Source organism: Pandoraea eparura, from assembly GCF_902459725.1.
Classification (GTDB): domain Bacteria; phylum Pseudomonadota; class Gammaproteobacteria; order Burkholderiales; family Burkholderiaceae; genus Pandoraea; species Pandoraea eparura.
On sequence record NZ_CABPSH010000005.1, the window covers coordinates 54,472 to 77,399 of the forward strand.

General features: G+C 67.4%; 26 protein-coding genes. All 26 read left to right on the top strand.

Going from position 1 to position 22,928, the window contains the following annotated elements; genetic code table 11:
- Position 1 precedes the first annotated feature (1 nt).
- The 26 genes from ahpC (at position 2) to PEP31012_RS12990 (ending at position 22,918) form a co-directional block, all read left to right on the top strand.
- Positions 2–565: an alkyl hydroperoxide reductase subunit C gene (gene ahpC, locus PEP31012_RS12865; protein ID WP_150589733.1), complete on the top strand. Its 564-nt coding sequence runs from the start codon at positions 2–4 to the stop codon at positions 563–565.
- Between the two features lie 244 nt (positions 566–809).
- A complete protein-coding gene (ahpF, locus tag PEP31012_RS12870) occupies positions 810–2,408 on the top strand; it encodes an alkyl hydroperoxide reductase subunit F (RefSeq protein WP_150589734.1) in 1,599 nt (532 codons plus the stop codon).
- Positions 2,409–2,813: 405 nt separating this feature from the next.
- On the top strand, positions 2,814–4,460 hold the full coding sequence (gene fliF, locus PEP31012_RS12875; protein WP_150589735.1) for a flagellar basal-body MS-ring/collar protein FliF: 1,647 nt from the start codon (positions 2,814–2,816) through the stop codon (positions 4,458–4,460).
- Positions 4,444–5,463 (top strand): FliG C-terminal domain-containing protein, encoded by a 1,020-nt coding sequence (locus tag PEP31012_RS12880; protein WP_150589736.1) that lies wholly within the window; start codon positions 4,444–4,446, stop codon positions 5,461–5,463. Before fliF ends, PEP31012_RS12880 begins: the two co-directional genes overlap by 17 nt.
- Positions 5,460–6,200, top strand: coding sequence for a FliH/SctL family protein (locus tag PEP31012_RS23995; protein ID WP_150589737.1), 741 nt, complete (start codon positions 5,460–5,462; stop codon positions 6,198–6,200). The genes PEP31012_RS12880 and PEP31012_RS23995 overlap by 4 nt, the downstream gene beginning before the upstream one ends.
- Positions 6,197–7,477 (top strand): FliI/YscN family ATPase, encoded by a 1,281-nt coding sequence (locus PEP31012_RS12890; RefSeq protein WP_281355471.1) that lies wholly within the window; start codon positions 6,197–6,199, stop codon positions 7,475–7,477. Before PEP31012_RS23995 ends, PEP31012_RS12890 begins: the two co-directional genes overlap by 4 nt.
- Positions 7,468–8,043, top strand: coding sequence for a flagellar export protein FliJ (locus PEP31012_RS12895; protein ID WP_174978228.1), 576 nt, complete (start codon positions 7,468–7,470; stop codon positions 8,041–8,043). The genes PEP31012_RS12890 and PEP31012_RS12895 overlap by 10 nt, the downstream gene beginning before the upstream one ends.
- Positions 8,031–9,449: a flagellar filament capping protein FliD gene (gene fliD, locus PEP31012_RS12900; RefSeq protein ID WP_150589740.1), complete on the top strand. Its 1,419-nt coding sequence runs from the start codon at positions 8,031–8,033 to the stop codon at positions 9,447–9,449. The genes PEP31012_RS12895 and fliD overlap by 13 nt, the downstream gene beginning before the upstream one ends.
- Before the next feature lie 35 nt (positions 9,450–9,484).
- A complete protein-coding gene (gene fliS / locus PEP31012_RS12905) occupies positions 9,485–9,862 on the top strand; it encodes a flagellar export chaperone FliS (RefSeq protein ID WP_150589741.1) in 378 nt (125 codons plus the stop codon).
- Positions 9,855–10,154: a hypothetical protein gene (locus PEP31012_RS12910; RefSeq protein ID WP_150589742.1), complete on the top strand. Its 300-nt coding sequence runs from the start codon at positions 9,855–9,857 to the stop codon at positions 10,152–10,154. The genes fliS and PEP31012_RS12910 overlap by 8 nt, the downstream gene beginning before the upstream one ends.
- Before the next feature lie 13 nt (positions 10,155–10,167).
- Positions 10,168–11,415, top strand: a complete 1,248-nt coding sequence (locus tag PEP31012_RS12915) for a flagellar hook-length control protein FliK (RefSeq protein WP_174978229.1) — start codon at positions 10,168–10,170, stop codon at positions 11,413–11,415.
- Positions 11,412–12,338 (top strand): FliA/WhiG family RNA polymerase sigma factor, encoded by a 927-nt coding sequence (locus tag PEP31012_RS12920; RefSeq protein WP_217427131.1) that lies wholly within the window; start codon positions 11,412–11,414, stop codon positions 12,336–12,338. Before PEP31012_RS12915 ends, PEP31012_RS12920 begins: the two co-directional genes overlap by 4 nt.
- Positions 12,339–12,379: 41 nt before the next feature.
- Positions 12,380–13,252: a motility-associated protein gene (locus tag PEP31012_RS12925; protein ID WP_150589744.1), complete on the top strand. Its 873-nt coding sequence runs from the start codon at positions 12,380–12,382 to the stop codon at positions 13,250–13,252.
- Positions 13,249–14,133, top strand: a complete 885-nt coding sequence (locus tag PEP31012_RS12930) for an OmpA family protein (RefSeq protein ID WP_150589901.1) — start codon at positions 13,249–13,251, stop codon at positions 14,131–14,133. The genes PEP31012_RS12925 and PEP31012_RS12930 overlap by 4 nt, the downstream gene beginning before the upstream one ends.
- A gap of 18 nt (positions 14,134–14,151) precedes the next feature.
- Entirely contained in the window at positions 14,152–14,448 is a 297-nt protein-coding gene (flgM, locus tag PEP31012_RS12935; RefSeq protein WP_150589745.1) for a flagellar biosynthesis anti-sigma factor FlgM, read from the top strand.
- Positions 14,445–14,897, top strand: a complete 453-nt coding sequence (gene flgN, locus PEP31012_RS12940) for a flagellar export chaperone FlgN (RefSeq protein WP_150589746.1) — start codon at positions 14,445–14,447, stop codon at positions 14,895–14,897. Before flgM ends, flgN begins: the two co-directional genes overlap by 4 nt.
- 322 nt (positions 14,898–15,219) lie before the next feature.
- Positions 15,220–15,534, top strand: coding sequence for a flagellar basal body rod protein FlgB (flgB, locus tag PEP31012_RS12945; protein ID WP_425494959.1), 315 nt, complete (start codon positions 15,220–15,222; stop codon positions 15,532–15,534).
- A gap of 2 nt (positions 15,535–15,536) precedes the next feature.
- A complete protein-coding gene (gene flgC / locus PEP31012_RS12950) occupies positions 15,537–15,947 on the top strand; it encodes a flagellar basal body rod protein FlgC (protein WP_150589748.1) in 411 nt (136 codons plus the stop codon).
- On the top strand, positions 15,944–16,630 hold the full coding sequence (locus PEP31012_RS12955; protein WP_150589749.1) for a flagellar hook assembly protein FlgD: 687 nt from the start codon (positions 15,944–15,946) through the stop codon (positions 16,628–16,630). The genes flgC and PEP31012_RS12955 overlap by 4 nt, the downstream gene beginning before the upstream one ends.
- A gap of 15 nt (positions 16,631–16,645) precedes the next feature.
- Positions 16,646–17,749: a flagellar hook protein FlgE gene (locus tag PEP31012_RS12960; protein WP_150589750.1), complete on the top strand. Its 1,104-nt coding sequence runs from the start codon at positions 16,646–16,648 to the stop codon at positions 17,747–17,749.
- A gap of 4 nt (positions 17,750–17,753) precedes the next feature.
- Positions 17,754–18,485, top strand: coding sequence for a flagellar basal body rod protein FlgF (locus tag PEP31012_RS12965; protein ID WP_150589751.1), 732 nt, complete (start codon positions 17,754–17,756; stop codon positions 18,483–18,485).
- Between the two features lie 46 nt (positions 18,486–18,531).
- Positions 18,532–19,320 (top strand): flagellar basal-body rod protein FlgG, encoded by a 789-nt coding sequence (gene flgG, locus PEP31012_RS12970; protein ID WP_150589752.1) that lies wholly within the window; start codon positions 18,532–18,534, stop codon positions 19,318–19,320.
- A 21-nt stretch (positions 19,321–19,341) separates the two neighbouring features.
- Complete coding sequence (flgH, locus tag PEP31012_RS12975) at positions 19,342–20,046, top strand: flagellar basal body L-ring protein FlgH (RefSeq protein WP_246171274.1); 705 nt, start codon at positions 19,342–19,344, stop codon at positions 20,044–20,046.
- A 10-nt stretch (positions 20,047–20,056) separates the two neighbouring features.
- Complete coding sequence (locus tag PEP31012_RS12980) at positions 20,057–21,208, top strand: flagellar basal body P-ring protein FlgI (protein ID WP_174978230.1); 1,152 nt, start codon at positions 20,057–20,059, stop codon at positions 21,206–21,208.
- Positions 21,209–21,225: 17 nt separating this feature from the next.
- On the top strand, positions 21,226–21,546 hold the full coding sequence (locus tag PEP31012_RS12985) for a peptidoglycan hydrolase (protein WP_150589753.1): 321 nt from the start codon (positions 21,226–21,228) through the stop codon (positions 21,544–21,546).
- A gap of 40 nt (positions 21,547–21,586) precedes the next feature.
- Positions 21,587–22,918 carry a FlgK family flagellar hook-associated protein gene (locus tag PEP31012_RS12990; RefSeq protein WP_150589754.1) on the top strand — a complete coding sequence of 444 codons (1,332 nt, stop codon included), beginning with the start codon at positions 21,587–21,589 and terminating at the stop codon, positions 22,916–22,918.
- The last annotated feature ends 10 nt before the right edge of the window (positions 22,919–22,928 follow it).

Here is a 22,928-nt window from a genome sequence, read left to right on the forward strand (position 1 = left end):
CATGCCGATCATCAACACCCAAATCAAGCCGTTCAAAGCCAACGCTTACCAAAATGGCGATTTCCTCACCGTGACCGACGAGACGCTCAAGGGCAAGTGGTCGGTGGTGGTGTTCTACCCGGCCGACTTCACCTTCGTGTGTCCGACCGAGCTGGGCGATCTGGCCGATCATTACGACGAATTCAAGAAGCTGGGCGTGGAGATCTACAGCGTGTCGACCGACACCCACTTCACGCACAAGGCCTGGCACGACACGTCGGACACGATCCGGAAGATCCAGTACCCGATGATTGCCGACCCGACGCTGGCGATCTCGCGCAACTTCGACGTGCTGATCGAAGAGGAAGGGCTGGCACTGCGCGGTACGTTCGTGATCAACCCGGAAGGCGAGATCAAGCTGTGCGAAATTCATGACAATGGCATCGGCCGCGATGCCAAGGAACTGCTGCGCAAGGTGCAGGCAGCGCAGTACATCGCCGCGCATCCGGGCGAAGTCTGCCCCGCCAAGTGGACGCCGGGCGCGCAAACGCTGAGCCCGTCGCTCGACCTGATCGGCAAGATCTAAGCATTGAAAAGCGCTTCAAAGTACTTATAAGCAGTTCTAACAACTTCTAAGCACTTCAAAGCGCCTCGCTCGATCACTGCCACGAGCGCTGCGCCTGTGACCTGGCGGCGCGTGGCCCGCGCCGGCCACCGACCCTGGTGCGCCGGCGCCTGATCCCGAATCCCGACGCTGACCTGCGCCCGCCTCCGGCCGGCGCGGTGGGCCTCGCTCACCCCATCACTCCTTATCGAGACGGAGAAACGCCATGTTGGACGCGACCCTCAAAGCCCAGTTGCAAACGTACCTCCAGAAAGTCACGCGCCCGATCGAGATCGCCGTGTGGCTCGACGACAGCCCCCAGTCGGCCGAGATGAAGGCCCTGGTCGACGAGATCGCCTCGCTCTCGCCGCAGATCGCTGTCGTGGCGCGCGGCGATGGCGATGATATTGCCGCCGAGCGTCGACCGTCGTTCGCCATCGGCACGCCGGGAGAGGCGCCGCGCATCCGTTTCGCGGGGCTGCCGATGGGGCATGAGTTCACGTCGCTGGTGCTCGCGCTGCTGCAAGTGGGCGGGCATCCGGTGAAGCTCGACGACGACACCATTGCGCAGATTCGTGCGCTCGACGGCGATTTCCGCTTCGAGACGTATATCTCGCTGTCGTGCCAGAACTGCCCGGAAGTCGTGCAGGCGCTCAACGTCATGGCGCTGATCAATCCGCGCATTCAGCAGGTCACCATCGACGGTGCGCTGTTTCAGGGCGAAGTCGAAGCGCGTCGGGTGATGGCGGTTCCCACTGTGTTTCTCAACGGCGAATCGTTCACGCAAGGCCGAACCAGTGTGAAGGAATTGCTCGCGAAACTCGATACTGGCGCAAGCGCGCGTGCCGCAAAGGCGCTCGACAACAAGCCGGTCTACGACATGCTCATCGTGGGCGGCGGTCCCGCAGGCGCGGCCGCGGCCATCTACGCTGCCCGCAAGGGCATCGTGACGGGCGTGGTCGCCGAACGCTTCGGCGGTCAGGTGCTCGACACGATGGCCATCGAGAACTTTGTCTCGGTGACACACACCGAAGGCCCGAAGTTCGCCACGGCCCTTGAGCAGCACGTGACGACCTATGACGTCGACGTGATCGACACCCAACGCGCGCAGGCGCTGATTCCGGGCCAGATTCACGAAGTGCATCTGGCCAGCGGTGCGGTGCTCAAGGCCCGTTCGGTGGTGCTCGCCACCGGTGCGCGCTGGCGCGAGATCGGTGTGCCGGGCGAGCGCGAATATCGCAACCGCGGCGTGGCCTATTGCCCGCACTGCGACGGTCCGCTCTTCAAGGGCAAGCGTGTCGCGGTCGTCGGCGGCGGCAACTCAGGCGTGGAAGCCGCCATCGATCTGGCCGGCATCGTCATGGAAGTCACGCTGATCGAATACGGCACGCAACTGCGCGCGGACGACGTGCTGCAGCGCAAGCTGCGCAGCTTGCCGAACGTGCGCGTGGTGCTCAACGCGCAGACCACCGAGATTCGCGGCGACGCGCAACAGGTCAACGGTCTCGTGTATCGCGACCGTGCGTCGGGGGAGACGTCCACGATCGCGCTCGAAGGCGTGTTCGTGCAGATCGGGCTCGTGCCGAACACCGAATGGCTCAAGGGGAGCGTGTCGCTCTCGCGTCATGGTGAGATCGAAGTCGATGCGAAGGGCGCCACCTCGGTGCCGGGCGTGTTCGCCGCCGGCGACATCACGACCGTGCCGTTCAAGCAGATCGTGATTGCCGTAGGCGAAGGCGCGAAGGCCTCGCTGGGCGCCTTCGAGCACTTGATGCTCAGCTCGGTGGAAGACGAGGTGGCCAAGCCGGAGGCAATCGCCGCCTGACACAGACTGACACGGACCGACGTCGACTGACGTCGGCCGTCACAGACCGGAGCGGCCCCCGCGCCGCCTCCGCAAGACAGCAAAGCCCTCACGCGTGATGCGCGTGAGGGCTTTGTCGCATCTGGGCCCGACCGTCCTCCCATCGCGCGCCGCGCGGTTGACGTTGGCGCGACGGCCTGCCCTACGTCGACCCCGTGTTAATGGGAAATCGCACCAAAAATACGCTTTGCATGCGGCCAATGCCCAAAGACTACGCAGATTTTCGATAGTTGACGGATTCATTGTCACCATGGGCGCCTTCAATCTGGCACACGACGCAGGCGGGCTTTGCGTCACGCCTTAGCCGAGTGAGGGCGGTTGGATTTCGATCCGACCCACCCCTTGTTCGGCCAAGTGAATCGACATATGGGAATCGACAACATTTTTCGTGCGCTGGGCAACGCTGGCACGCAATCGCGTGAGCGATGGCAGAAGTGGCGGGCACAGCCATCGGGTCTTGCCGGACAACTGCGCAGTGCGTTACCGATCGTCGTGGCTGCCGGCGCCATCACCGCGGCCACGCTCGCCTGGGTTTCGCGCGACACCGGCTACGCGCCGCTCTTCGGGCAGCACCAACGCATTCCGATCGCGCAGGCGACCGGCGTGCTCGACGCGGAGCAGATCCCGTTTCGCATGCATCCAGACACCGGCGCGATCCTTGTGCCGCATGACCGGGTCGGCCGCGCGCGTCTCGCGCTGGCGGCCAAGGGCGTGACGCCGGAGTTGCCGCCGGGGCTGGAGCTGGTCGACCGGGACGAGCGTCTTGGCGTGCGTCAGTTCGTGCAAGACGTGCGCTTTCGTCGCGGGCTGGAGGGCGAACTGGCGCGCACCATCATGTCGATCGACGCGGTGGACTCGGCCCGCGTGCATCTCGCGCTGGCGCCGCAGACGTCGTTCGTCACCCACACCAAGGCGTCGGCCAGCGCGTCGGTGCTGATTGCCGTGCGCGCCGGGCAGACGCTTGCACCGCAGCAGGTCAGTGCCATCGTCAAGCTCGTCGCCGGCAGTGTGAATGGACTGGCGGCGGAGCAGGTCTCCATCGTCGATCAGCACGGCACGCCGCTCACGGCGAATCTCGATCTGGACGCTGCGACGCACGGCAACGCCGAAGCGCGCACCCGCTCGCGCGACGACGCGCTTCGCAACGTGCGCGGCCTGCTCGACGGCATTCTCGGCCCCGATCGCTATCGCGCGAGCGTGAGCATCGACCTGGACGAGGACCTGGTGTCCAACACCACCGAGGCGCTCGGCACCGACCCGCGCGTGACGCAGGAAGCCGTGCGTGAAGCGCGCGACGACGACGCCGTCGTGGGCGGTGTGCCGGGGGCGATGACCAACCGCCCGGTGGACGCCGCGCCGTTGCTCGCGGGCGACGCCGGTGCGACGCGCACGACCTCGGCCACGCGTCAGTTCGCCTACGACCGCTCGATTACGCAGACGAAGCGCCACCGTCCGCGCGTGCGCCAAATGCATGTGGCCGTGATGGTCGACTCGCAAGCGGCGCCGGGCGGCAACGGGTGGACCGCCGAGTCCCTTGCCGAGCTGGAGCGTGCGCTGCGCGCCGGCACGGGCATTCAGACCGGGCGTGGCGACACGCTGGTGGTGAGCGCCATGCCGTTCGCGGTGTCCGACCGTGCCGCCTTCGTCGACTCGCCGGACGCGGCCGCTCAGCCCTCGGTGCTGACCGACACGCAAAGGAAATATGCCGCCATCGCGGCCGCCGCGACGCTCGTGCTGGCGCTGGGTCTGTGGGCCGCGCTGGCCCGGCGTGCGCGCCGCCGCAAGGCCGCCGCGCTGGCCGCTGAAGCGAAGGCCAGCGAGCGCCGTCGCCATGAAGCGGAGCGCGCCGCGCAGCAAGCGGCGCTGCCGGCCTTCGCGGCGGACTTGCCGCCCGCATCGGACGCGTCGTTCGACACGAAGCTCGAACGCCTGACAACCCTGGCCGACGGCGAACCCGAACGAGTCGCCCAGATCATCAAACAATGGATCGGTACGCATGCTGCTTCCCGCTGACACTTCCGCGCTGAGTGAGATCAATGGCGTCGACCGCGCCGCCGTGCTGCTGCTTTGCATGGGCGAGCGGGCTGCCGCCGCCGTGATGGCGCAACTCGCGCCTGCCGAGCTGTTGCGCGTGGCGCACGCCATGTCGCGCGCCGGCAGCGTGAAGAAGCACGACGTGCATGCCATCGTCGACCAATTCCTCGCCGCCTGCACGCAGCACGGCGGCGCGAATGCCGCACCGCGCGCTTACCTCGAACGCTCGCTCGCCGCGGCGCTTGGCGAGGGGATCGCCAGCAACGTGCTCGACGGCATCTATGGCGATCGCGTTCGGCCCAAGCTGGCTCGCCTGCAATGGGTGAGCGTCGCACGGCTTGCCGACGTGCTCTCGCGCGAGCATCACCGCATGCAGGCGTTGCTGCTCGCCTACCTGCCCGCCGACCTGGCGGGGCAACTGCTTCGGGCGCTGCCCGAGTCGCAACAGGAAGCGCTGTTGCTGGAGACGGCACAGCTCACGCGTGTCGATCGCGAGTTGCTGGCCGATCTGGAGCTGATCGCGGATCGGTGTCTCTCCGGGCTGTCGGCCGAGAATGCCGATGTGCCGGGCACCCGGCTCGCGGCACAAATCATCGGCCATGTGCCCGACGATCAAAAGCGGCTTATGGAAGCCCTGCGCGCGCACGACGCCACGCTGGCGGAGTCCGTCGAGGCGAGTCTGTACAGCTTTGACATCCTGGCATATCAGGCGCCGGAAGTCATCGATCTGGCCGTGGGCGAAGTGTCGACCGAAACGTGGGCGACCGCGCTCAAGGGGACGGACGCCCGCATGCGGCAAGTCGTGCGAGAGCGCATGTCCCGCCTCCAGGAAGACGCACTCACGCAGGCTATGCGGCGTCTTGGCGCGGTGTCGGCGGCACGCGTGGAAACCGCGCGCAGCGAGATCATGACGGTGCTGCGCACGCGAGCGCGCGAGGCCAATCTCTTCCTGCGTCTGGCCGACGGCGAGGTGCTCGAATGAAGCCGCACCGGTTTGGGACCCAGTCGGATGCCGCCGCGCAGCGCGGGTGGGTGCCGGTGACGCCGGATCTGGACACCCTGCGCGCGCAGGCGTATTCGCAAGGCGTGGCGCGTGGCGCCGCGCAGGCGCGTCATGCCGTGTGGCAGGAAGCCTTCGACGCCGGCCGTGCGCACGGCGAACACGCGGCCGAGGCGCGTACGCAGGTGTTGTACGCCGCGCGCCTGCGCGACGAACTCGACGCCATTGCCCAGCCGCTCGCAGCGCTGCAGGCGGCGCGCGAGCAAGTGCACGCGCGACTCGCGGCGGGGGCGCTCGACGTGGTGTGCGACGTGACGACACGCGCGGTGCAAGCGATCTTGCAGCGCGAGTTGAACACGGCACCGGCCGACATTGCCGGCATCGTGCAGCGACTGCTCGCGCAGTTGAGCACGAGCGACCACCGCGTCACCGTCTACGTCGGCCCTGACGACGCCCAGGCGCTCGCGACGCGTATCGGTGGCGATATCGTTGACGGATCGCCGCGTGCCGACGGCGAGCGTGCGGGATGGCGCATCGTTGCCGATCCTTCGCTCGGGCGCGGCGCCTGCCGGGTCGATGCCGACGGCCTCTGGTACGACGCCGGGTGCGACGGCCGGCAAGCCGCGACGCACGACATCGTGCGCCGGCGATTGTCCGACTGGGTCGATGCGTGCATGCAAGCGCCTACGCCGGACGAGACGCCAGAGGCTCGACGATGAACGACGAGATCGCACTCGCGACACCGATGGCGTTCGTCACGCGTGCGAATGGCGCGGTGCTCGACGCGCGAGGCCAACGGTTTTCGCTCGGCCAACCGTGTCGTGTTGAAACGTCTGCCGGCCGATGGACCGACGCCGAAGTCGTCGGGTTTGCCGATGGCACGCTGCAGCTCTTGACGTTTGCGTGTGTGGCCGACGTCGTGCCCGGTGCCCGTGTGCTGCCCGGCCACTCGACGCCGGCGCTGCGCATCGGCCCGTCGTGGCTCGGCCGCGTGGTCGACGCGTTCGGGCAGCCGCTGGACGGCAAGGGCCCGTTGCGCGGCGACACGTGGCTCGATACCCAGGGATCGCCACCGGCGCCGCTGGATCGGCGCGCCATTGCCGAGCCGCTAGCCGTCGGCGTGCGCGCGATCGACGGACTGCTGAGTCTGGGCAAGGGGCAGCGCGTGGGGCTGTTCGCGGGCAGCGGGGTGGGCAAGAGCGTGCTACTCGGCATGATGACCCGGCATACCGAAGCGCAGATCGTCGTGGTTGGACTGATCGGCGAGCGGGGGCGCGAAGTCGGTGAGTTCGTCACCGAGACGCTCGGGCGCGACGGGCTGGCCAAGGCCATCGTCGTTGCCGCGCCGGCCGACGCACCGCCCGCGCAGCGCATGAAAGCCACCGAGTTGTGCCACGCCATCGCGACGCATTTTCGCGACGCGGGCCACGACGTGCTCCTGCTGGTCGATTCGCTCACGCGTTACGCCATGGCGTGCCGCGAGGTGGCGCTCTCGCTGGGCGAGGCACCCGCGGCACGTGGTTATCCGGTATCGGTGTTCGCCCGCTTGCCGCGTTTGGTCGAGTGCGCGGGCAATGGCGCGGGCTCGGGCAGTCTGAGCGCGATCTACACGGTGCTGGCCGAGGGCGACGATTTGCAGGACCCCGTGGTCGACACCGCCCGCGCAGTGCTCGATGGCCACATCGTGCTGTCGCGGGAACTGGCGGATGCGGGGCACTACCCGGCGATCGACATCGGAGCATCGGTGAGCCGGTGCATGACGCAGGCGGTGGGCGCGCGTCATGCCGGCGCGGCGCGCGCGTTCAAGGCGCAGTGGCACGCGTATCGACAAATTCGCGAGTTGATTCCGCTGGGCGCCTATGTGCCCGGCGCGCACGCCGAGACCGACCGCGCCGTGGCGCGACATCCCGCCATGCTCGACTTCCTGTGCCAGCACGAGGGGGAACACCGCGCGCCGCACGATCTGTGCGAGCGACTGGAGGCGCTATGTCGATGAACGACAACGCACCACGCGCCCTGCGCGCGTTGCTGTCGATGCGCGAGCGCGAACTCGACGCGGCACAGCGCGATGGCCGCCAAGTCGCGCAACGCCAACAACGGCTTGCGCGCAACGTTGCCCAGCTCACTGCGCTCTATCGCGCCGTGGCCATCGACGGCACGCGTGCGAGCGCGCACAGCTTTCAGAATCGCGCCGATTACAAGCGCACGCTCGTGGAGATGATCGAGACGCAGCAAGCGCCGATGGTGCAGATGGGGCGCTGGCAGGCGGTCGCGGCGCAGGCCGTGCGCGACGCGCAGCGTCGGCGCGAAGGTGTGGCAATCCTTGTCGCCCGTCACGAGACGGCGGCGCGTCAGGCGCGATGGCAGCGCGAGGCGCGCGAGCAAGCCGCGCTGGCGCTGGCGATCTGGCAGCGGGGCGTGTCCGCGCGTGAGCGAAATGAGGAAATCCCCTCGATCCCTGGCGTTGACAAAGCGCGTGCCGAGGTCGCTTGGGTGGGAGAAACCCCGCGTTTTGCGCCTCGTGCCCACCCTGAATCAGGAGTTTCGCCATGCTGCAAGTGAAAGACCGTATCGAAAAGCTGGCCCAAGATGTTGCCTCCAACCGCATGCGAGCGGAGTTCGGCCGTCTCGGGAAAGACAAGGCCAGCACCGAATCCCGCCAAACCGGCGTCGCAACGCTCAAGGACGTGCTGGGCGCCTTCGAGAAGCAACTGCGACGCCTTGGCGACAGCGCGGACTTGCGTCAGCACAAAGCCACGCAATCGAACGATCAGGCGTTCTCCGTCAAGCTGGAGAAGGGCGTGCAGCAGCTAGATTTCGACGTGCATGTCAAACAGCTCGCCACCGTGCACCAGGTGCAGATCCAGAACATTGCGGCGCTTGCCGACGGCAAGCTGGCCGTGGCGGGACGCAACGAGGCGGTTGCGCTCGATACGTCTGGACTGGACCTGACAACGCCCGAGGGTGTCAAGGCGCTTGCCCGACGCATCAACGCTGACCCCAACTTGAGCGGCCACGTCCGCGCCGATCTTCGGTACGTCGCGAGGGACGGCGTGCCGCGGCTTCTGTTGACGGCGAAATCCTCCGGGCTGGACGCCCGCTTCAGCGTCAAGGACGCGGCTGGCGCCGAAATCGGAACGGTGCTCGCGAAAGGCGATAACGCAATCGTGCGTCTTGGTGGTCAAGCGGGGCAGGACGAGGCATATCCGAGCAACGAAATCGCCCTGTTCGCGGGGATCACCCTGTCATTGAAAAAGGCGGATGCCGCAGTCGAGACGACGCGTGTGTCGGTTGTCCCGGATCGTGAGGGAACGGCGGCGAACCTGCGCGCGCTCGTTCAGGCATACGACGCGCTGCGCAAGCAGGTGCGCGAGCTGATGGATCCGGGCACCCCGGGCGCGGCGGTCTCCGTCGATGGCGAGGAGACGCGCGAAGACATCAAACCGGCGGGCCCGTTCTATGCCGACGCCGGTGTGCGCTCGCTGCTGCGCGACCTGGAGCGCCATTTCGAGCGGCCGGTGACGATCGACGGCAAGACGTTCGATCCCGCCCAGTTCGGGGTGAAGCGTAACGCCGACGGATCGGTCACCTTCGACTCGGTGCGCTTCGACGCCGCTTACGCCGAAGACAAGGAACTGTTGAGCCGGTGGTTCGGCGAGAGCGCCGACGTCATGAAGCGCGACACCCGCACCGACCTCGACAAGCAACCGGCGGGCATGCGGCTGGCGGTGCGCATCCGTGAGTGGACCGACGAGATCACGGGCGTGCTCAGGCACCGGACCGACAACGACGAAATCGCTTCACGCCGGCTGTCCGAGCAACAGGATCGGCTGGAGACGCGCTTTCGCGCGCTCGTGGCGCGCTACACCGGCGAATTTGCGCGCGCAGAGCAGGTTCGCCAGCAAATGAACGAGATACGCAGCTTCGTCGACGCGCTCTTTCGCGGATCGCGCAAGTCCGACGAATGATGCGCGTCGTCATCCTTTAGGGAGTCAAACCGATCATGGCTTATCAGCAATACCACGCCTCAGACCTCGACGCCCGCATCGCGGGCGCCACACCGCTTCAGCTCATGCTTATCCTGCTCGACGGGCTGCTCGACGAACTGGCACGCGTGCGGGCGCACATCGAGCATTCGCGCGACGAGGCGCGCCTGCGCAGCGTCACCAAATGCCTGAATCTGCTCAATGGATTGGCGTCGCACGTCGATGCGGCCGATGGCCCGGGCGTCACGCAACCGCTGGCGACGGTGTACGACTTCTGTATCCGCGGGGTCGCACAGGCGAGCGTGGAGCACGATGTCGCCAAGCTCGACGAGGTCACCGCCGTGGTGACGCAACTGGCGCAGGGCTGGCGCTCGCTGGAGACGCGCTGTGGTTGATGTGGCGACCTTCCGCGCGCTGGCGCGAGACCTGCGACGGCATTCCGCCGCGCGCGAATGGGACTTGCTGCAAGCCACCGACGCGTTGTTCCGCCGTGCGTGGCGGCACGCGCCGTCGCCCGAGGCGCGCGATATCCGGCTTGCGCACGCCATGGCCGATGCGCGCATCGCGCACGACCAGGCTTACCTGTTGTCTCAGCGCGCCGCATCGACCGCGCGCAGACACTTGGCCGGACTCGGTCATTGGCGCGATGGCGCGCTCGGCTACCTGAGGATGCACGATGATCGTTGAAGCGGCTCGCCCCATGACATTGACCGGCGCGGACCCGTTGGCCAATGTGGCCGATGGCGCGCTGCCTGCCGATCTGGCGCAAGCGGTGCCGCATCCCCGAGAGGGGCGCGCGTTGCACGACTTTGCGGCGTCGCTCGTTCGCTCGTCGGCCGAGGGACGCGAACCGGTCGACGGCTCGGTCGGTCAACCCGATGCCGTGTGGGGGGCGTCGGGCGAAGCGTCGGACGCCTCGTTTGGTTCCGGGACGGAAATCCCCGTCACGACGCCGGTCACCCCCGCGATGCCCTTGACCGAGTCCGATCTGTCGAACGCGGTCGAGACGCCTGGCACCGTCGAGTCGGCGCGCGACGACGCCGGAAGGGCGCGCAACGTTGCCTTCATTTCGCCGATCCTGCCTGTCATGCCCGCAGCGACGACGGCCGTCACGCCCGATGTCGGTGAACCGGCGCCAATGTTGCCCCACGCCGATGCGCGTGGTGACGCGTCGCATGACGACACGCCGACGTCCCACATCGCCACGATGCTCGCTGCGCGCGCGCATCGCATGCAGGGCGCGCTCGGCAGCGTGCCACTGACCGAGCGCGGGAGCGGCGCGGCCGACGCATCGTCTTTCATGGCGGCAGCGCCAACCGCAACCGCTTCCGCGTCGCGGGTCGCCTCGCCGATGACGCTGCCGCCCGCTGTGCTGCTGCCCGCGGACGTGACGAACGATGGCGGCGCGGCACAAAGGCTTCGCGCAACGCGGGTGACGACGCCGTTCGCGAGCGCGCTGGCGACAGAGTCGACTGCCGCATCGGGGACGCCGGGATTGGCGATTCTTGCCGCAATGCCGAGCGGGCAATTGGCCGGACATCTGAGCGTGGGCGATGGGGCCGCCGCGTCCCGAACCCTGTCCGAGCGCGTGCAGTCGATGACGGAAAACGGTGTCCAGGAAGCGCGCATGCGGTTGATGCCAGCCGAACTGGGCGAGATCGGCATCGTGGTGCGCAAGTCGCCGATGCAACTGAGCGTGAGCTTGCACGTAGCGCGTCCCGAGGTGTTGAGCCTGGTTCAGGGGACGGTCGGGCTTCTGCGCGACATGCTCTCGCAACGACACGCCGGGGAGGTCCACGTGAGCCTCGCCAGTTTGCCGCAACACGGCGGCGACGGTGCGTCTGGCAATGCCCGCGAGCGGCATGCGCGCGACGATCGGTCCGGCGACACCCGCCCGGGCCTCGCGCTGGGCGCCGCGGATCGCGGCGACGAGGCATTCCGGCTATGAACACACTGATGTATGGCCCCGTCATGCGCGCACGCGACGAGCCGCGCGACGGCATTCGCGATGAGGTGAGCAACGATGCCCGCGCCGCGCGCGGCATCCATGGGGAGGGCTCGCGGCCCTCGCGTGCCGCGAGTCCGCACGCGTCGCTGCCAAGGTCGCGGCCGCCGTCGCCGTCGGCATGGCCGGCGATGCCGGTCGCCGACGAGCAAGCGCACGTCTTGCGCCTGATGCCGGTGATTGCGCGCATCGTGCGCTCGCTGGCACCACAGACGAATGTGGCGATGGCGCAGGAAGACATGACGCAGATCGCGCTGATCGCCGCCCTCGACGCCATACGACGTTATGGCCCGCAGGACGAACGCTTCATCGCCTACGCCGCCACGCGCATTCGCGGCGCGGTGCTCGACGAACTCCGGCGGCTCGACTGGCGCCCGCGCACGTTGCGGCAGGCGTCGCACCGGCGGCGCGATGCCGAGCGCGAACTGACGCGCCGGCTCGGGCGTGCGCCGACACGCGAGGAATTGCGCGACCACGCGGGGATGGACGCCGCCTCGCTGGAAGAAGCCGAGATGGCCAGCTATGCGGAGAGCATCGCGAGCTTCGACCAACTGCTCGCCGAAGGGGGCATGGCGGCCAACGAGGCACTGGTCGAGCGGCGCAGCCCGGAAGACCTGGTCGCCGCCAGGCAGAGTCTCGCGCGTTCGCTCGACGCGCTGGATGCGCGCGAGCAGCGCGTCGTGCAGCTGTACTACGAGTTCGACATGAATCTGGAGGAGATCGGCGAAGTGCTGGGGCTGACCCGGGCGCGGATCTGCCAGATTCATCAGGCGGCGCTCGCCAAGATGCGGCTCGCCATGCATGACGCCGGGCGAAGCGGCGCGCGAACGGTGCGCGCCTCACAACGCAACGGTCAGATGACTTAGACGAATTTGACGAATCAGACAGATTAGACGAGGCAAACGAAATGAAACTACTGCTGCTTGGGGCTGCCGTGATCGCGGGTAGCGTGTTCGGCATGTTCTGGCTCAATGGCGGCCAGTTCGAGACCGTATTTCATCTGAACGAGTTGGTGCTGGTTGTCGGCACGGCGCTGGGCGCGTTTCTCGTGGGCAACACGTCGCGCGTGCTGGGTGACCTGCGCGCGGTCGTCGCGGCGGCCATGCGGCGCCGCCGTCATGGTGAGGCGTTCGAGCAGGAGTTGCTCACGCTGACCTACACACTGCTGCAAACCTCGTCGCGCGACGGCGATCGTGCGCTCGACGCCCATCTCGACGACCCGGCGCGCAGCCCCATCTTCCAGCGCAGTGGCCATGTGCTGGCCAACACGAAGCTGGTCGACTTCACGGTCGATGCCTTGCGCGTAGCGGCCCTGAGCAAAGGCTCGCGAGGCGAGCTGGACAGCCTGCTCGCGATGGAAATCGAGAGTCGCGAGCGTCGCATGATGCATCCCGTGCAGGCGCTGCACAAGCTCGCCGAATCGATGCCGGGCTTCGGCATCATTGCCGCCGTGCTCGGTCTGGTGCTCGCGATGTACGACATCGGGGCCGGTGCGGCGACCGCCATGATCACGCGTCAGGTCGCGGTGGCGATGGTCGGCACGTTCTTCGGCGTGTTCGCGTGCTATGCGGTGCTGAGCCCGATCGCGAATCGTTTGTCGCAATCCGTTGCCGTGGAGATGACCGGCTACGAATGCGTGCGCGCGGCCATCATCGCGTTCCTGAGCGGCAAAACGCCGCTGCTCTCGGCCGACGCGGGACGTCGTATGTTGCAATACGGCGCCTTGCCGAGCTTCAACGCCCTCGAAGGTTGGGTGCGCGGCGCCGAGGACGGGCGATGAGTACGCGTCGCTCGCGCGCCTCGGTCGAGGAGGGCAGCCACGCCTGGAAGGTCGCGTTTGCCGACCTGTGCCTGGTGCTCATGTGCCTGTTCGTGGTGATGTGGGTGCTGGAGCGGCGCGTATTCGAGTCGCAGCCGTCGTCCGAGGCGCCGGGCATCAGTACGCTGGCTTCAGCGCACGCCACCTCGCCGTCCACCTCGACGCAAGTGCGGCCAGCCGATGCCAGCCGGATCGAGGCGACGCCCAACGGTCAGTTCGAATCGCCAGCCGACATGGCGCGTCTGGCGTCTGCCGTGCAACAGCTCAGCAAGATCGCGAAGCTGTCGGATCACGTGAGTACGTCCATCACACCGGACGGGCTGCGCGTGCGTCTGGCCGATTCCGACGAGCAAGGCATGTTCGAGCGCGGCAGCGTCACGCCGTCGCCTCGCGCTCGCGCACTGCTCTCACGCATCGGCGGGCTGCTGGCCGGCGTCGATAACGCGCTGATGATCGTCGGCCATACGGACGCCGTGCGTTATCGGACGTCCGCCGCCGATGGGTACACCAACTGGCACCTGTCGTCGGAACGTGCGCTCGCTGCGCGTACCGCACTGGTCGCCGGCGGGCTGCCGCTGGGTCGGGTGCTCATGGCCGTCGGCATGGCCGATCACGCCCCCTTGCTGGCCGATCATCCCACGGCGGCGGCGAACCGGCGCATCGAATTCGTCGTCCTCACGAAGGCCAGGGCGACACAATTGGCGCAGATGTTCGGCGCCTCGCACGACACGGCGCTGGTGCTCTCCGGACGGGATGCGCAGGCCGACGCCGACGCGATCGCCAGACTGCCCGAGCGCTTAACAAGCGACGGCGATCGGTCGCCTGATGCAAGTGAACCGTAATTTTCGAGGAGGCTTCTCATGCCCAAGATCGACGCGATGCCCCATGTCATGCCTATCGACGCCACACGCTGGCGCCTGACGTCGGCCGAGGCCAGGATGCCTTTGACGGGCGGCGTATCCGCAGGCGCGGCCCGCACCGTGCCGGCCGACGCCAGCGATTGGCTCGCCAGCGCGCAAGCGGCGGTCGAATCCGTGCCGCGTATCGACGCCGTCAAGGTCGCCCGGATCAAGGCCATGCTTGCCCGCGGCGAACTGACATTCGACAGTGAGCGCGTCGCGAGCCGGATGCTCAGTCATCACGGGATGCTGCGGTGAGCACCGCCACGCAGCGCCTGCGCCGCGAATGTGTGGGGCGCATCGTGGCCGATGTCGACGCCGATCTCGTGGATTACCGCACGCTGATCGAGACACTCGACACGCTGCATCGCGCGCTCGTCGACGAGCAGCTCGACGCGCTCGCTCGCGCTCACGATCGTGCCGCACAATTGGTCGGTCGTTTGCGCGCCAGGGCGCGCCGTCGCGTGCAGTGCCTCGAACAAGCGTTCGGTGAGGCGGCCGCCGACACGATGGCCCCTGTGTTCCAGTGGCTCGACAACCCGGCACGCGAAACCCTCTCGGCACGCTGGCAGGCGCTGCAAGCCAGCGCGGCCCGCTGCAAGGCCATCAATACGCGCAACCTGCGCGACATCGGCACGCGCCTTCAGGCGCTCGACGCCGTGTTATCTCCCGCCTCGGTCAAGGCGACCTACACGCCCCAGCGCTAAGTCCCAGCGCTGATTCCCCACGCCAATTCCCCGCGGTGGCCTCGCGGCGCACCGCCGCGTCTTGCGAGCGGCGCCGCATCGCAAGTTACGGGGAAGTCATTCGCCCAGTGGTTACGCAAGCAGCGTCTTTTTCCCAAACGCCGCGAGGGGCTTTGGGAAACGCGTCAATTTCGCGTGCGTTCGGGCCGATTTTCGATAGTTTTGTCGACAATGAGAGCCGTCGTTATCGGTCAACCACGGAGGCGGAGTTTTGCAGACATTTTTTTCTCAGGCGCTAGGCGTTCACGCCGCGGCATTGCGCGCGAGAGAGGATCGCACGCGCGTGCTTGCGGCCAACCTCGCGAACGAGACCACGCCCGGTTATCAGGCGCGCGATCTCGATTTCGGTGCGCGGGTGCAGCAGCATCTGGACGCGGCCACCGCGTCGGCGCGCGGCGCTCACGCATCGCTGGCGGGCGCGCCCGCCGATGCCCTGCGCTACCGGGTGCCGATGCAACCGCGCGCCGACGGCAACACCGTGGAACTCGGTATCGAGCAGGCGCTCTTCGCGCAGAACCTGTCCGACTGGCAGGCCAGCCTTTCCTTTCTGAACCGGCGGCTCGCCGGATTGCAGAAAGTCATTGACGGAGGCCGTTGACGATGAGCTTCAGGGAAATGGCGGGAATCGCCGGCTCGGCGATGGCCGCCCAAACCATCCGACTGAATACCGTGGCGAGCAATCTGGCGAACGCCGGTGCTGTCGCCGGTGACGCCGAGACGGCGTATCGCGCGCGCAAGCCGGTGTTTGCCACCGTGCTCGGCGACGCTCAGGGGGCGCAGCACGTGCAGGTCGTCGACATCTACGAGAGCGAGGATCCGCCGCGTGTCGCGCATGAACCCGGGAATCCGCTCGCCGATGCCGATGGCAACGTCTTCTACGCGAATGTGAATGCGATCGAGGAAATGACGGACATGCTCGATGCGTCGCGCGCGTTTCAAACCAATCTGGAGGTGCTCGCCCGCGTTCGCGCGGCGCAGCAGGAACTGTTACGACTTGGAGAGCGCGGATGACATCAGCGATTGGTACTGAGGACGTCGCTCGCGCGGCAGCGCAGAGCGGCGCCGCGTCGTCCGTGTCTGCGAACGGCGCAGGCGACGAGATGCGGGAGATGTTCACGAAGCTGCTGGTCGCGCAGATTCGACATCAGGACCCGCTCAATCCGACCGATCCGGCGCAGTTCGTGGCGCAGCTCACGCAATTGAGCCAGGCCGAATCGATGCAACAGATGAGCCAGCGGGTGCTGGCACAGACCAAGGTGCTCTCGGGCATGCAGGGCTATGCGCTGGGCGGTCATGTCGGTCGCGACGTGAGCGTGGAGACGACGCGCGTCGAGCGCGTGAGCGGTCAACCGATTCGCGGCACGGTCGATCTGCCCGCGCAGAGCGAGAGGGCCGAGGTCGTATTGCGCAGCAGTGACGGCAGAACGATCCGCAAGCCATTGCCGGCATCCTCGGGACGCACCGGCTTCACCCTCGACGACGCCTGGTTCGCCGAGCACCGCTTGGGCACGGGCCGCTTCGATATTCACGTTCAGGCCGGCAGCACGACGCTGCCGGTTCGTATGTCGGGCCGTGTCGAGCGCGTGCATCTGGACGACGCCGGCGCGCGTGTCGATGTGTTGGGCGTGGGAACGAACCTCGACGCGGCAACCCTCAAGGAATTGTCGGGCAGCGCGCCTTTGGGCGCGGCCTGAACACAGGAGCACAACATGAGTTTCGATATCGCCCTGTCGGGCATCAACGCCATCAATCAGTCGCTGGAGACGATCTCGCAGAACATCTCCAACGTGTCGACCAAAGGATACAAGTCTGCCACGACCCGTTTCGCTTCGGCGATGGCAGAAGCGCAGCCGGCAGGCGTCAAGGTCAGCGGCACCGAATATTCGGTCGGCGCCAGCGGTAGTCTGCAGAATTCCGGGAATCGCCTGCACCAGGCAATTCAAGGCGATGGCTTCTTCGTGCTTCGGGAGACGAATGGCCAGCGTGTTTATTCGCGCGTCGGCGATTTCGCCGTCGACAAGGACAACAAGCTCGTCGACGGGAGCGGGCGACTCGTGCAGGGCTTTGCGCAGGGTCAGTCGAACGTGTCGGATGTGACGATCGACAAGCGCCCGGTGGCGGCGCTCGCCAGCGCTTCGGTCGACATCAAGGGCCGTTTGCCCGACCCGTTGCCGACGACCGCCGGCCAGATCGGCGAGGCGTCCGTCACGTTCCGCGACGCCAATGGCGACATGGTGGTGCGAGGCCTGCGCTTCGCGATGCAGGACGGCCCGCTGCGCCTGGAGGTCTCCGAAGTCGACGGTGCCAACGTGACTGTGTTGGGGACTCTCGATCCTGCCACGATGATGCTGGATCGGGCGCCCGGTGCCGGCACGCTGCCGACGCTGGACTTCTCCGGCATGGCGTCTCAGCGCGGCGCGTTCACCGCGAGCGCGACCGAAGTCGGCGGCCGAGAGGCGGGCGAGTTTGTTCGCGCTCGCATCGACAAGGATGGATCGGTCGTCGCGGAATACAGCAACGGCGCGAGCGAAACGCGATATCAACTCGCGCTCGGTGAGTTCGCCAACGCCGGTGGCCTCGCGCCTGCCGACGGTACCGTTTGGCGCGAGACCGGCGAGTCGGGCGTGGCGCAACTGCGTCGTCCGGGCGAGGGCGCCACGGGCGTGCTCGTGAGCAACGCGCTGGAAGGCTCGAACGTCAACGTGACGGACGAACTGGTGAACCTGATGTCAGCGCAGCGCAACTATCAGGCGAACACCAAGGTCATCTCGACGCAGAACGAGATGATGCGCAACCTGATGCAGTCGATCTGACGCGATGGATGCCCTGATCTATACCGCGATGTCCGGCGCGCAGCGCGCGCAGGACGCCCAGCAGGTCGTCGCGCAGAATCTCGCCAACACGGCGACCACCGGCTTTCGCGCGTCGCTGGCCGTGGCACAGGCCAACGCCCTGCCGGGCGCGGGTCTTGCGTCGCGCCACTATGCCGTGCAGGCGCCGGCCGGCCTCGACACCACGCCGGGCGTGCTCGAACCCACGGGGCGTGCGCTCGACGTCGCCATCGACGGGGACGGTTATCTTGCGCTCGCGGCGCGACCGGAAGACGGCGCCGATGTTGTCTACTCACGCGGCGGCGCCCTCACGCTCGACGGTGACGGCACCTTGCGACTGCAGGGCCGTGTCTTGCTGGGCGACGGTGGGCCCATCGTGGTGCCGCCGCATCGCGAACTCGACATCGGTGAGGACGGCACGGTGGCGGTCGTGCTCGCCGGCACCTCGGATCTGGTGCCGGTCGGCCGCCTGCAACGGGTGATCGCGATGCCCGGCGACATGCACAACGCAGGCAGCGGCGTGCTCGTGAGCGATGCCGGCGTGTTGCCGGGTGATGACGTCACGCTGCGTGGTGGCCATCGCGAAGCGAGCAACGTGTCCGCCGTCGGGGCGATGGTTCAGAGCATGAACGCGAGCCGCGACTTCGAAATGCAGATGCGCGTGCTCAAGATCGCCGACGACATGGCCGAGGGCGGCAACCGCCTCATGCGCGGCTGAACCCTGTCCATCCCAACGTCATCCCAACTTCTTCCTTCGAGATGTCATGAATCCCGCACTTCTCATCGCCCGCACGGCGGTTCACGCGCAAGACGCGCAGTTACAGACCATTGCCAACAATCTGGCCAATGTGAACACGACGGGCTTCAAACGCGACCGGCTTGCGTTCGAAGACACGTTCTATCGTGCCGTTCGCCCGGCGGGCGCCCGCACGCAAGGCGACGCGACGTTGCCGGGCGGCATGTACTTCGGCACCGGCGTGCGGATTGCCGGCACGCAAAAGCAGTTCATCAACGGCACCGAGCAGGACACCCAGAACGCGCTGGATGTCGCCATCACCGGCCGTGGCTTCCTGCAAGTCGAGATGCCGGACGGCGAGACCGCCTATACCCGTGCCGGCAATCTTCGGCTCGATGCCGATGGTCGCATGGTCACACAGGCAGGTCACCCGCTCGTGGGCGATATCGTCGTGCCGCCGGGCGCGCGCGACCTCACGATCAGCGCCGACGGCGACGTCAGCGCAACGCAGACCGGCGACACCGAGCCGACGTCGCTCGGCCGCCTGCAACTGGCCGACTTCGTGAATCCGTCCGGCCTGCGTCCGATGGGCAGCAACCTGTTCGCCGAGACGGTGGCGAGCGGTCCGGCCATCGAAGGCAACCCGGGCGAAGAGAATCTCGGGCTGCTGCGGCAAAAGGCGCTCGAAGGCTCGAACGTCGTGGCCATCGAAGAAATGGTGAACATGATTACCGCACAGCGCGCGTATGAAATGAGCACCAAGGTGCTGTCGGCCGCGGACAACATGATGCAGAGCCTCGCGCAGGTTGCGCGCTAACGGACGCGGACGGAGACGACGATGACGTACGCAACGGCCTGTCGGTCGCGCAATGCCAGGATGATCTGTCGCGGCGCGCGTGTCGCGATCACGCTGGCGCTCGCTGCGGTGCTCACCGGCTGCGCGGGCTTTCTGCCGCCGCAACTCGAAGAGAGCGACGACCTGCCGAGCGTGGCCGAGATGTCATCGCAAGGGCAGGCGGGTGGCCTCTTTTCCGCCGGGCATGCGTTGTCGCTCACCTCGGACCAGCGGGCGTTTCGCGCGGGCGACGTCCTGACCATCGTATTGCAGGAGCAGACGCAGGCCAGCAAGCGCGCGGGCACTCGCCTGGACAAGCGCAGCGACATGTCCATCGACGACGCCACGCTGATGGGAAAGCCGCTCATCGGCGACACCGCGCTCGGCGCGCGACGGGGATTTCGCGGCGATAGTTCGAGCACGGCGCAGAACACGCTGCGTGGGGCGATCACGGTGATCGTGCATCGCGTGTTGCCCAGCGGGTTGCTGCATGTACGCGGAGAGAAACGCCTGTTTCTGAACCAGGGCGAGGAAACCGTACGCGTAGCCGGTTACGTGCGCGCGGGCGATATCGATACGACCAACCGCGTCTCGTCGCTGCGCGTGGCCAACGCGCGCATCCAGTATTTCGGCACCGGTGCGCTCGCCGACAGCAACAACCCCGGCTGGCTCACGCGCTTTTTCAACAGCCAGTTCGCACCGCTCTGAGGGAGTCCGTATGTTCCGATTGCCCGACACGCTCGCGCGTGTGCCGCGTGGGTTCCACGCGCTGTGCCTGTCGACGATGATCGTCATGGTCGCGCTGATGGTCGTGGCCCCGGCCAGCCATGCGCAAACCGTGCGCCATTACGTCAACGTGGAAGGCGTGCGCGATAACCAACTGGTTGGCTACGGTCTCGTCGTGGGGCTGGCCGGCACCGGCGACGGCCCGCGCTCGCGCCATTCCAGCCAATCGCTCGCCAACCTGCTCAAGCAATTCGGCGTCAGCATGCCCGAGAACGTGCAACTGCGCTCGCGCAACGTCGCCGCCGTGATGGTCAGCGCGACCTATCCGTCTGGCTTCCTGCGCGGGCAGACCATCGATGTCACCGTGTCGTCGATGGGCGACGCGCGCAGCCTGCGCGGCGGCACGCTGTTGCTCACGCAGCTTCGTGCGGTCGACGGCCAGACTTACGCGCTTGCGCAGGGCAACCTGGTCGTGAGCGGCATGCAGGCCGAGGGTCGCAGCGGGTCGCGCGTGCAGAAGAATACGCCGACCGCCGGGCGCGTGCCTAACGGGGCGACGATCGAGCAGGAAATTCCCGTGCCGGCCGGCGAGGGCGGCGCCATGCGCCTGAGCCTGAAGCGTCCGGACTTCCAGCTGGCCGCGAACATCGCCGACGCCATCAACGCCCGCTTCGGCGAGCGCACCGCGCAGGCGAAGAACGGCAGCACCGTCGAGGTGACGTCGCCCGACGACGCCGATGCACGCGTGCGCTTTCTCGCCGAAGTGCATGCACTGCCCGTGCCGGGCGTGAGCCGAGTGCCGCGCGCGGTCATCAACGCGCGCTCGGGCACGGTGGTGATTTCGCAGGGCGTGACGGTGCGGCCGGTCGCCGTGTCGCATGGCTCGCTGCGCGTGACGGTGAGCGAGTCGCCCGTCATCGCCCAGCCGGCCCCGTTTTCGCGCGGCCGTACGGCAGGCGCGGCGCGCTCGCGCGTCGACGTGGCGGAAGACGATACGGATATCCACGTCTGGCCGGCCGGCGTCGATCTGCAGACCATCGTCGACAGCCTGCGCCGCTCCGGCGCCACCCCCGACGACGTGATTTCGATTCTCCAGGCCCTGGACGAGGCTGGCGCGCTGAACGGCGAGCTGCACGTGATTTGAGACGGACGAGCCCAACGATGACACCCAACCCCTTGCTAATTTCCACCGCCCGGTCGCCTTTGTCTGAGGCAGGCGCAACGCCGGTGGCGCCGAGCGCGACGCTAGCGGCCGCCGCCGAGCAGTTCGAAGCGATCTTCGTCGCGCAGCTGCTTGGCGAAATGCGACGCGCCACCGCGGCACTACGCGACGATCGCGACGGTGCCGGGGCGCTGGGTCAACGCGATCGCACGACGGACGGCCTGCATGAATGGGCGGACGCACAAGTCGCGCAAGCACTGGCATCGCGTCGCGCGTTCGGCATCGCCGACACCATCATCCGGCAAATGACGCCGCGCTGAGCGCGCGCCGCGTCCACATCGACAGGACAGGGACTCAATCATGAACATGCTGAATATCGCCACGCAAGGCGTGAAGACCGCGCAGTCGCTGCTCGACAACGAGGCGCTGAACATCTCGCAGATGAGCAATTCGGCGTATACGCGCCGCGAGGTGCGCGTCGCCTCTCGCGCCGATGGCACGGTGCAGGCGCAAGACGTCGTGCGCGTGGCCGGGCTGGAACAGCGGCGTCAGTTGTGGCGAGCGGTGTCCGGCGCCGGCGAATGGGAGGCCCAAAAGCCGCATCTCGCCGCGCTGCTCACGCAACTGGGCGGCACCGATGTGGCGAGCGATCCGCTTGGCCTGCGCGAGCTCGTCGGCGCACTCGACCACGAGGCCCAGACGCTTGGCAGCGATGTCCACGCCGATGGCGTTTTCGCCGCGTTGGGGCGTGTCGCCGAGCGCACGAACGCCATGTTCTCGGCGTTGGGACGCCTGCGCGAGACCGTCAATGCGGTGCGGGCCGGGGAAGCGGAAAAGGTGAATCGCCTCACGACGGCCCTGGCGGATCTGAATCGCCTGCACCGTCTGGCGCCGGACGAGGCGGGCCGACTGGCCATCGAGGATCAACGCGATCAGACGCTGGGCGAACTCGCGACATTTCTCGACGTGGACGTGCGAGCCGATACCAGCGGGGCGTACCACGTGCTGACGCAAGGCGGGCACCCGCTGGTGCTGGGCAATCGTGCCGCGCAACTGGACGTCCGTGCCGAGGGCGGCTATTCGGTCGTGGCCGGCGCGTCGCGCGTGGATGTGCCGGTCGGCACCCTCGGCGGACGTCTGGGTGGCCTCGACCGCTTCCTCACCGGAGCGCTCGACTCGCGCATCGCCGACATGACGGACGTCGCGCGCACGTTGGTCGATCAACTTAACCGCGCGCACGCCGATGTGGCTTCGGGCGATTTCAGCGATACGCCGCTGCTGAAGCTGGCGACCGGCCCGGATGGCCTGCCGCAGATGCAGCGTATGGCCCAGACGGCGCAACACCTCGCGCTCGACGCGGACAGCGCCAACGGAAACGGCAAGACGCTGCATCGCCTCAAAGCCGCGCTCAGTGGCCCCGTGCCGCTTTCGGGGCGCGTGGGTACGACGCTGGTCGAAGCCATGAGCGCGCTGGCCGCCGAGACGGGCCGGCGCACAAGCGAAATCGACGCGAGCACCGCGTCGGCAGGGGCGGTGCTGGTGTCCGCAAGGGGCCAGTTCCAGAAGCAGGCAGGCGTCGACGAGACCGAATCGGGCGGCGCGCTCATGGCCTACATGAAGCTCTACCGTGCGAATGCCAGGGTGGCCTCGGTGGCCAACGAGCTGTTCGACGCCACGCTGGCCATGGTCTGAGCGACGTTCG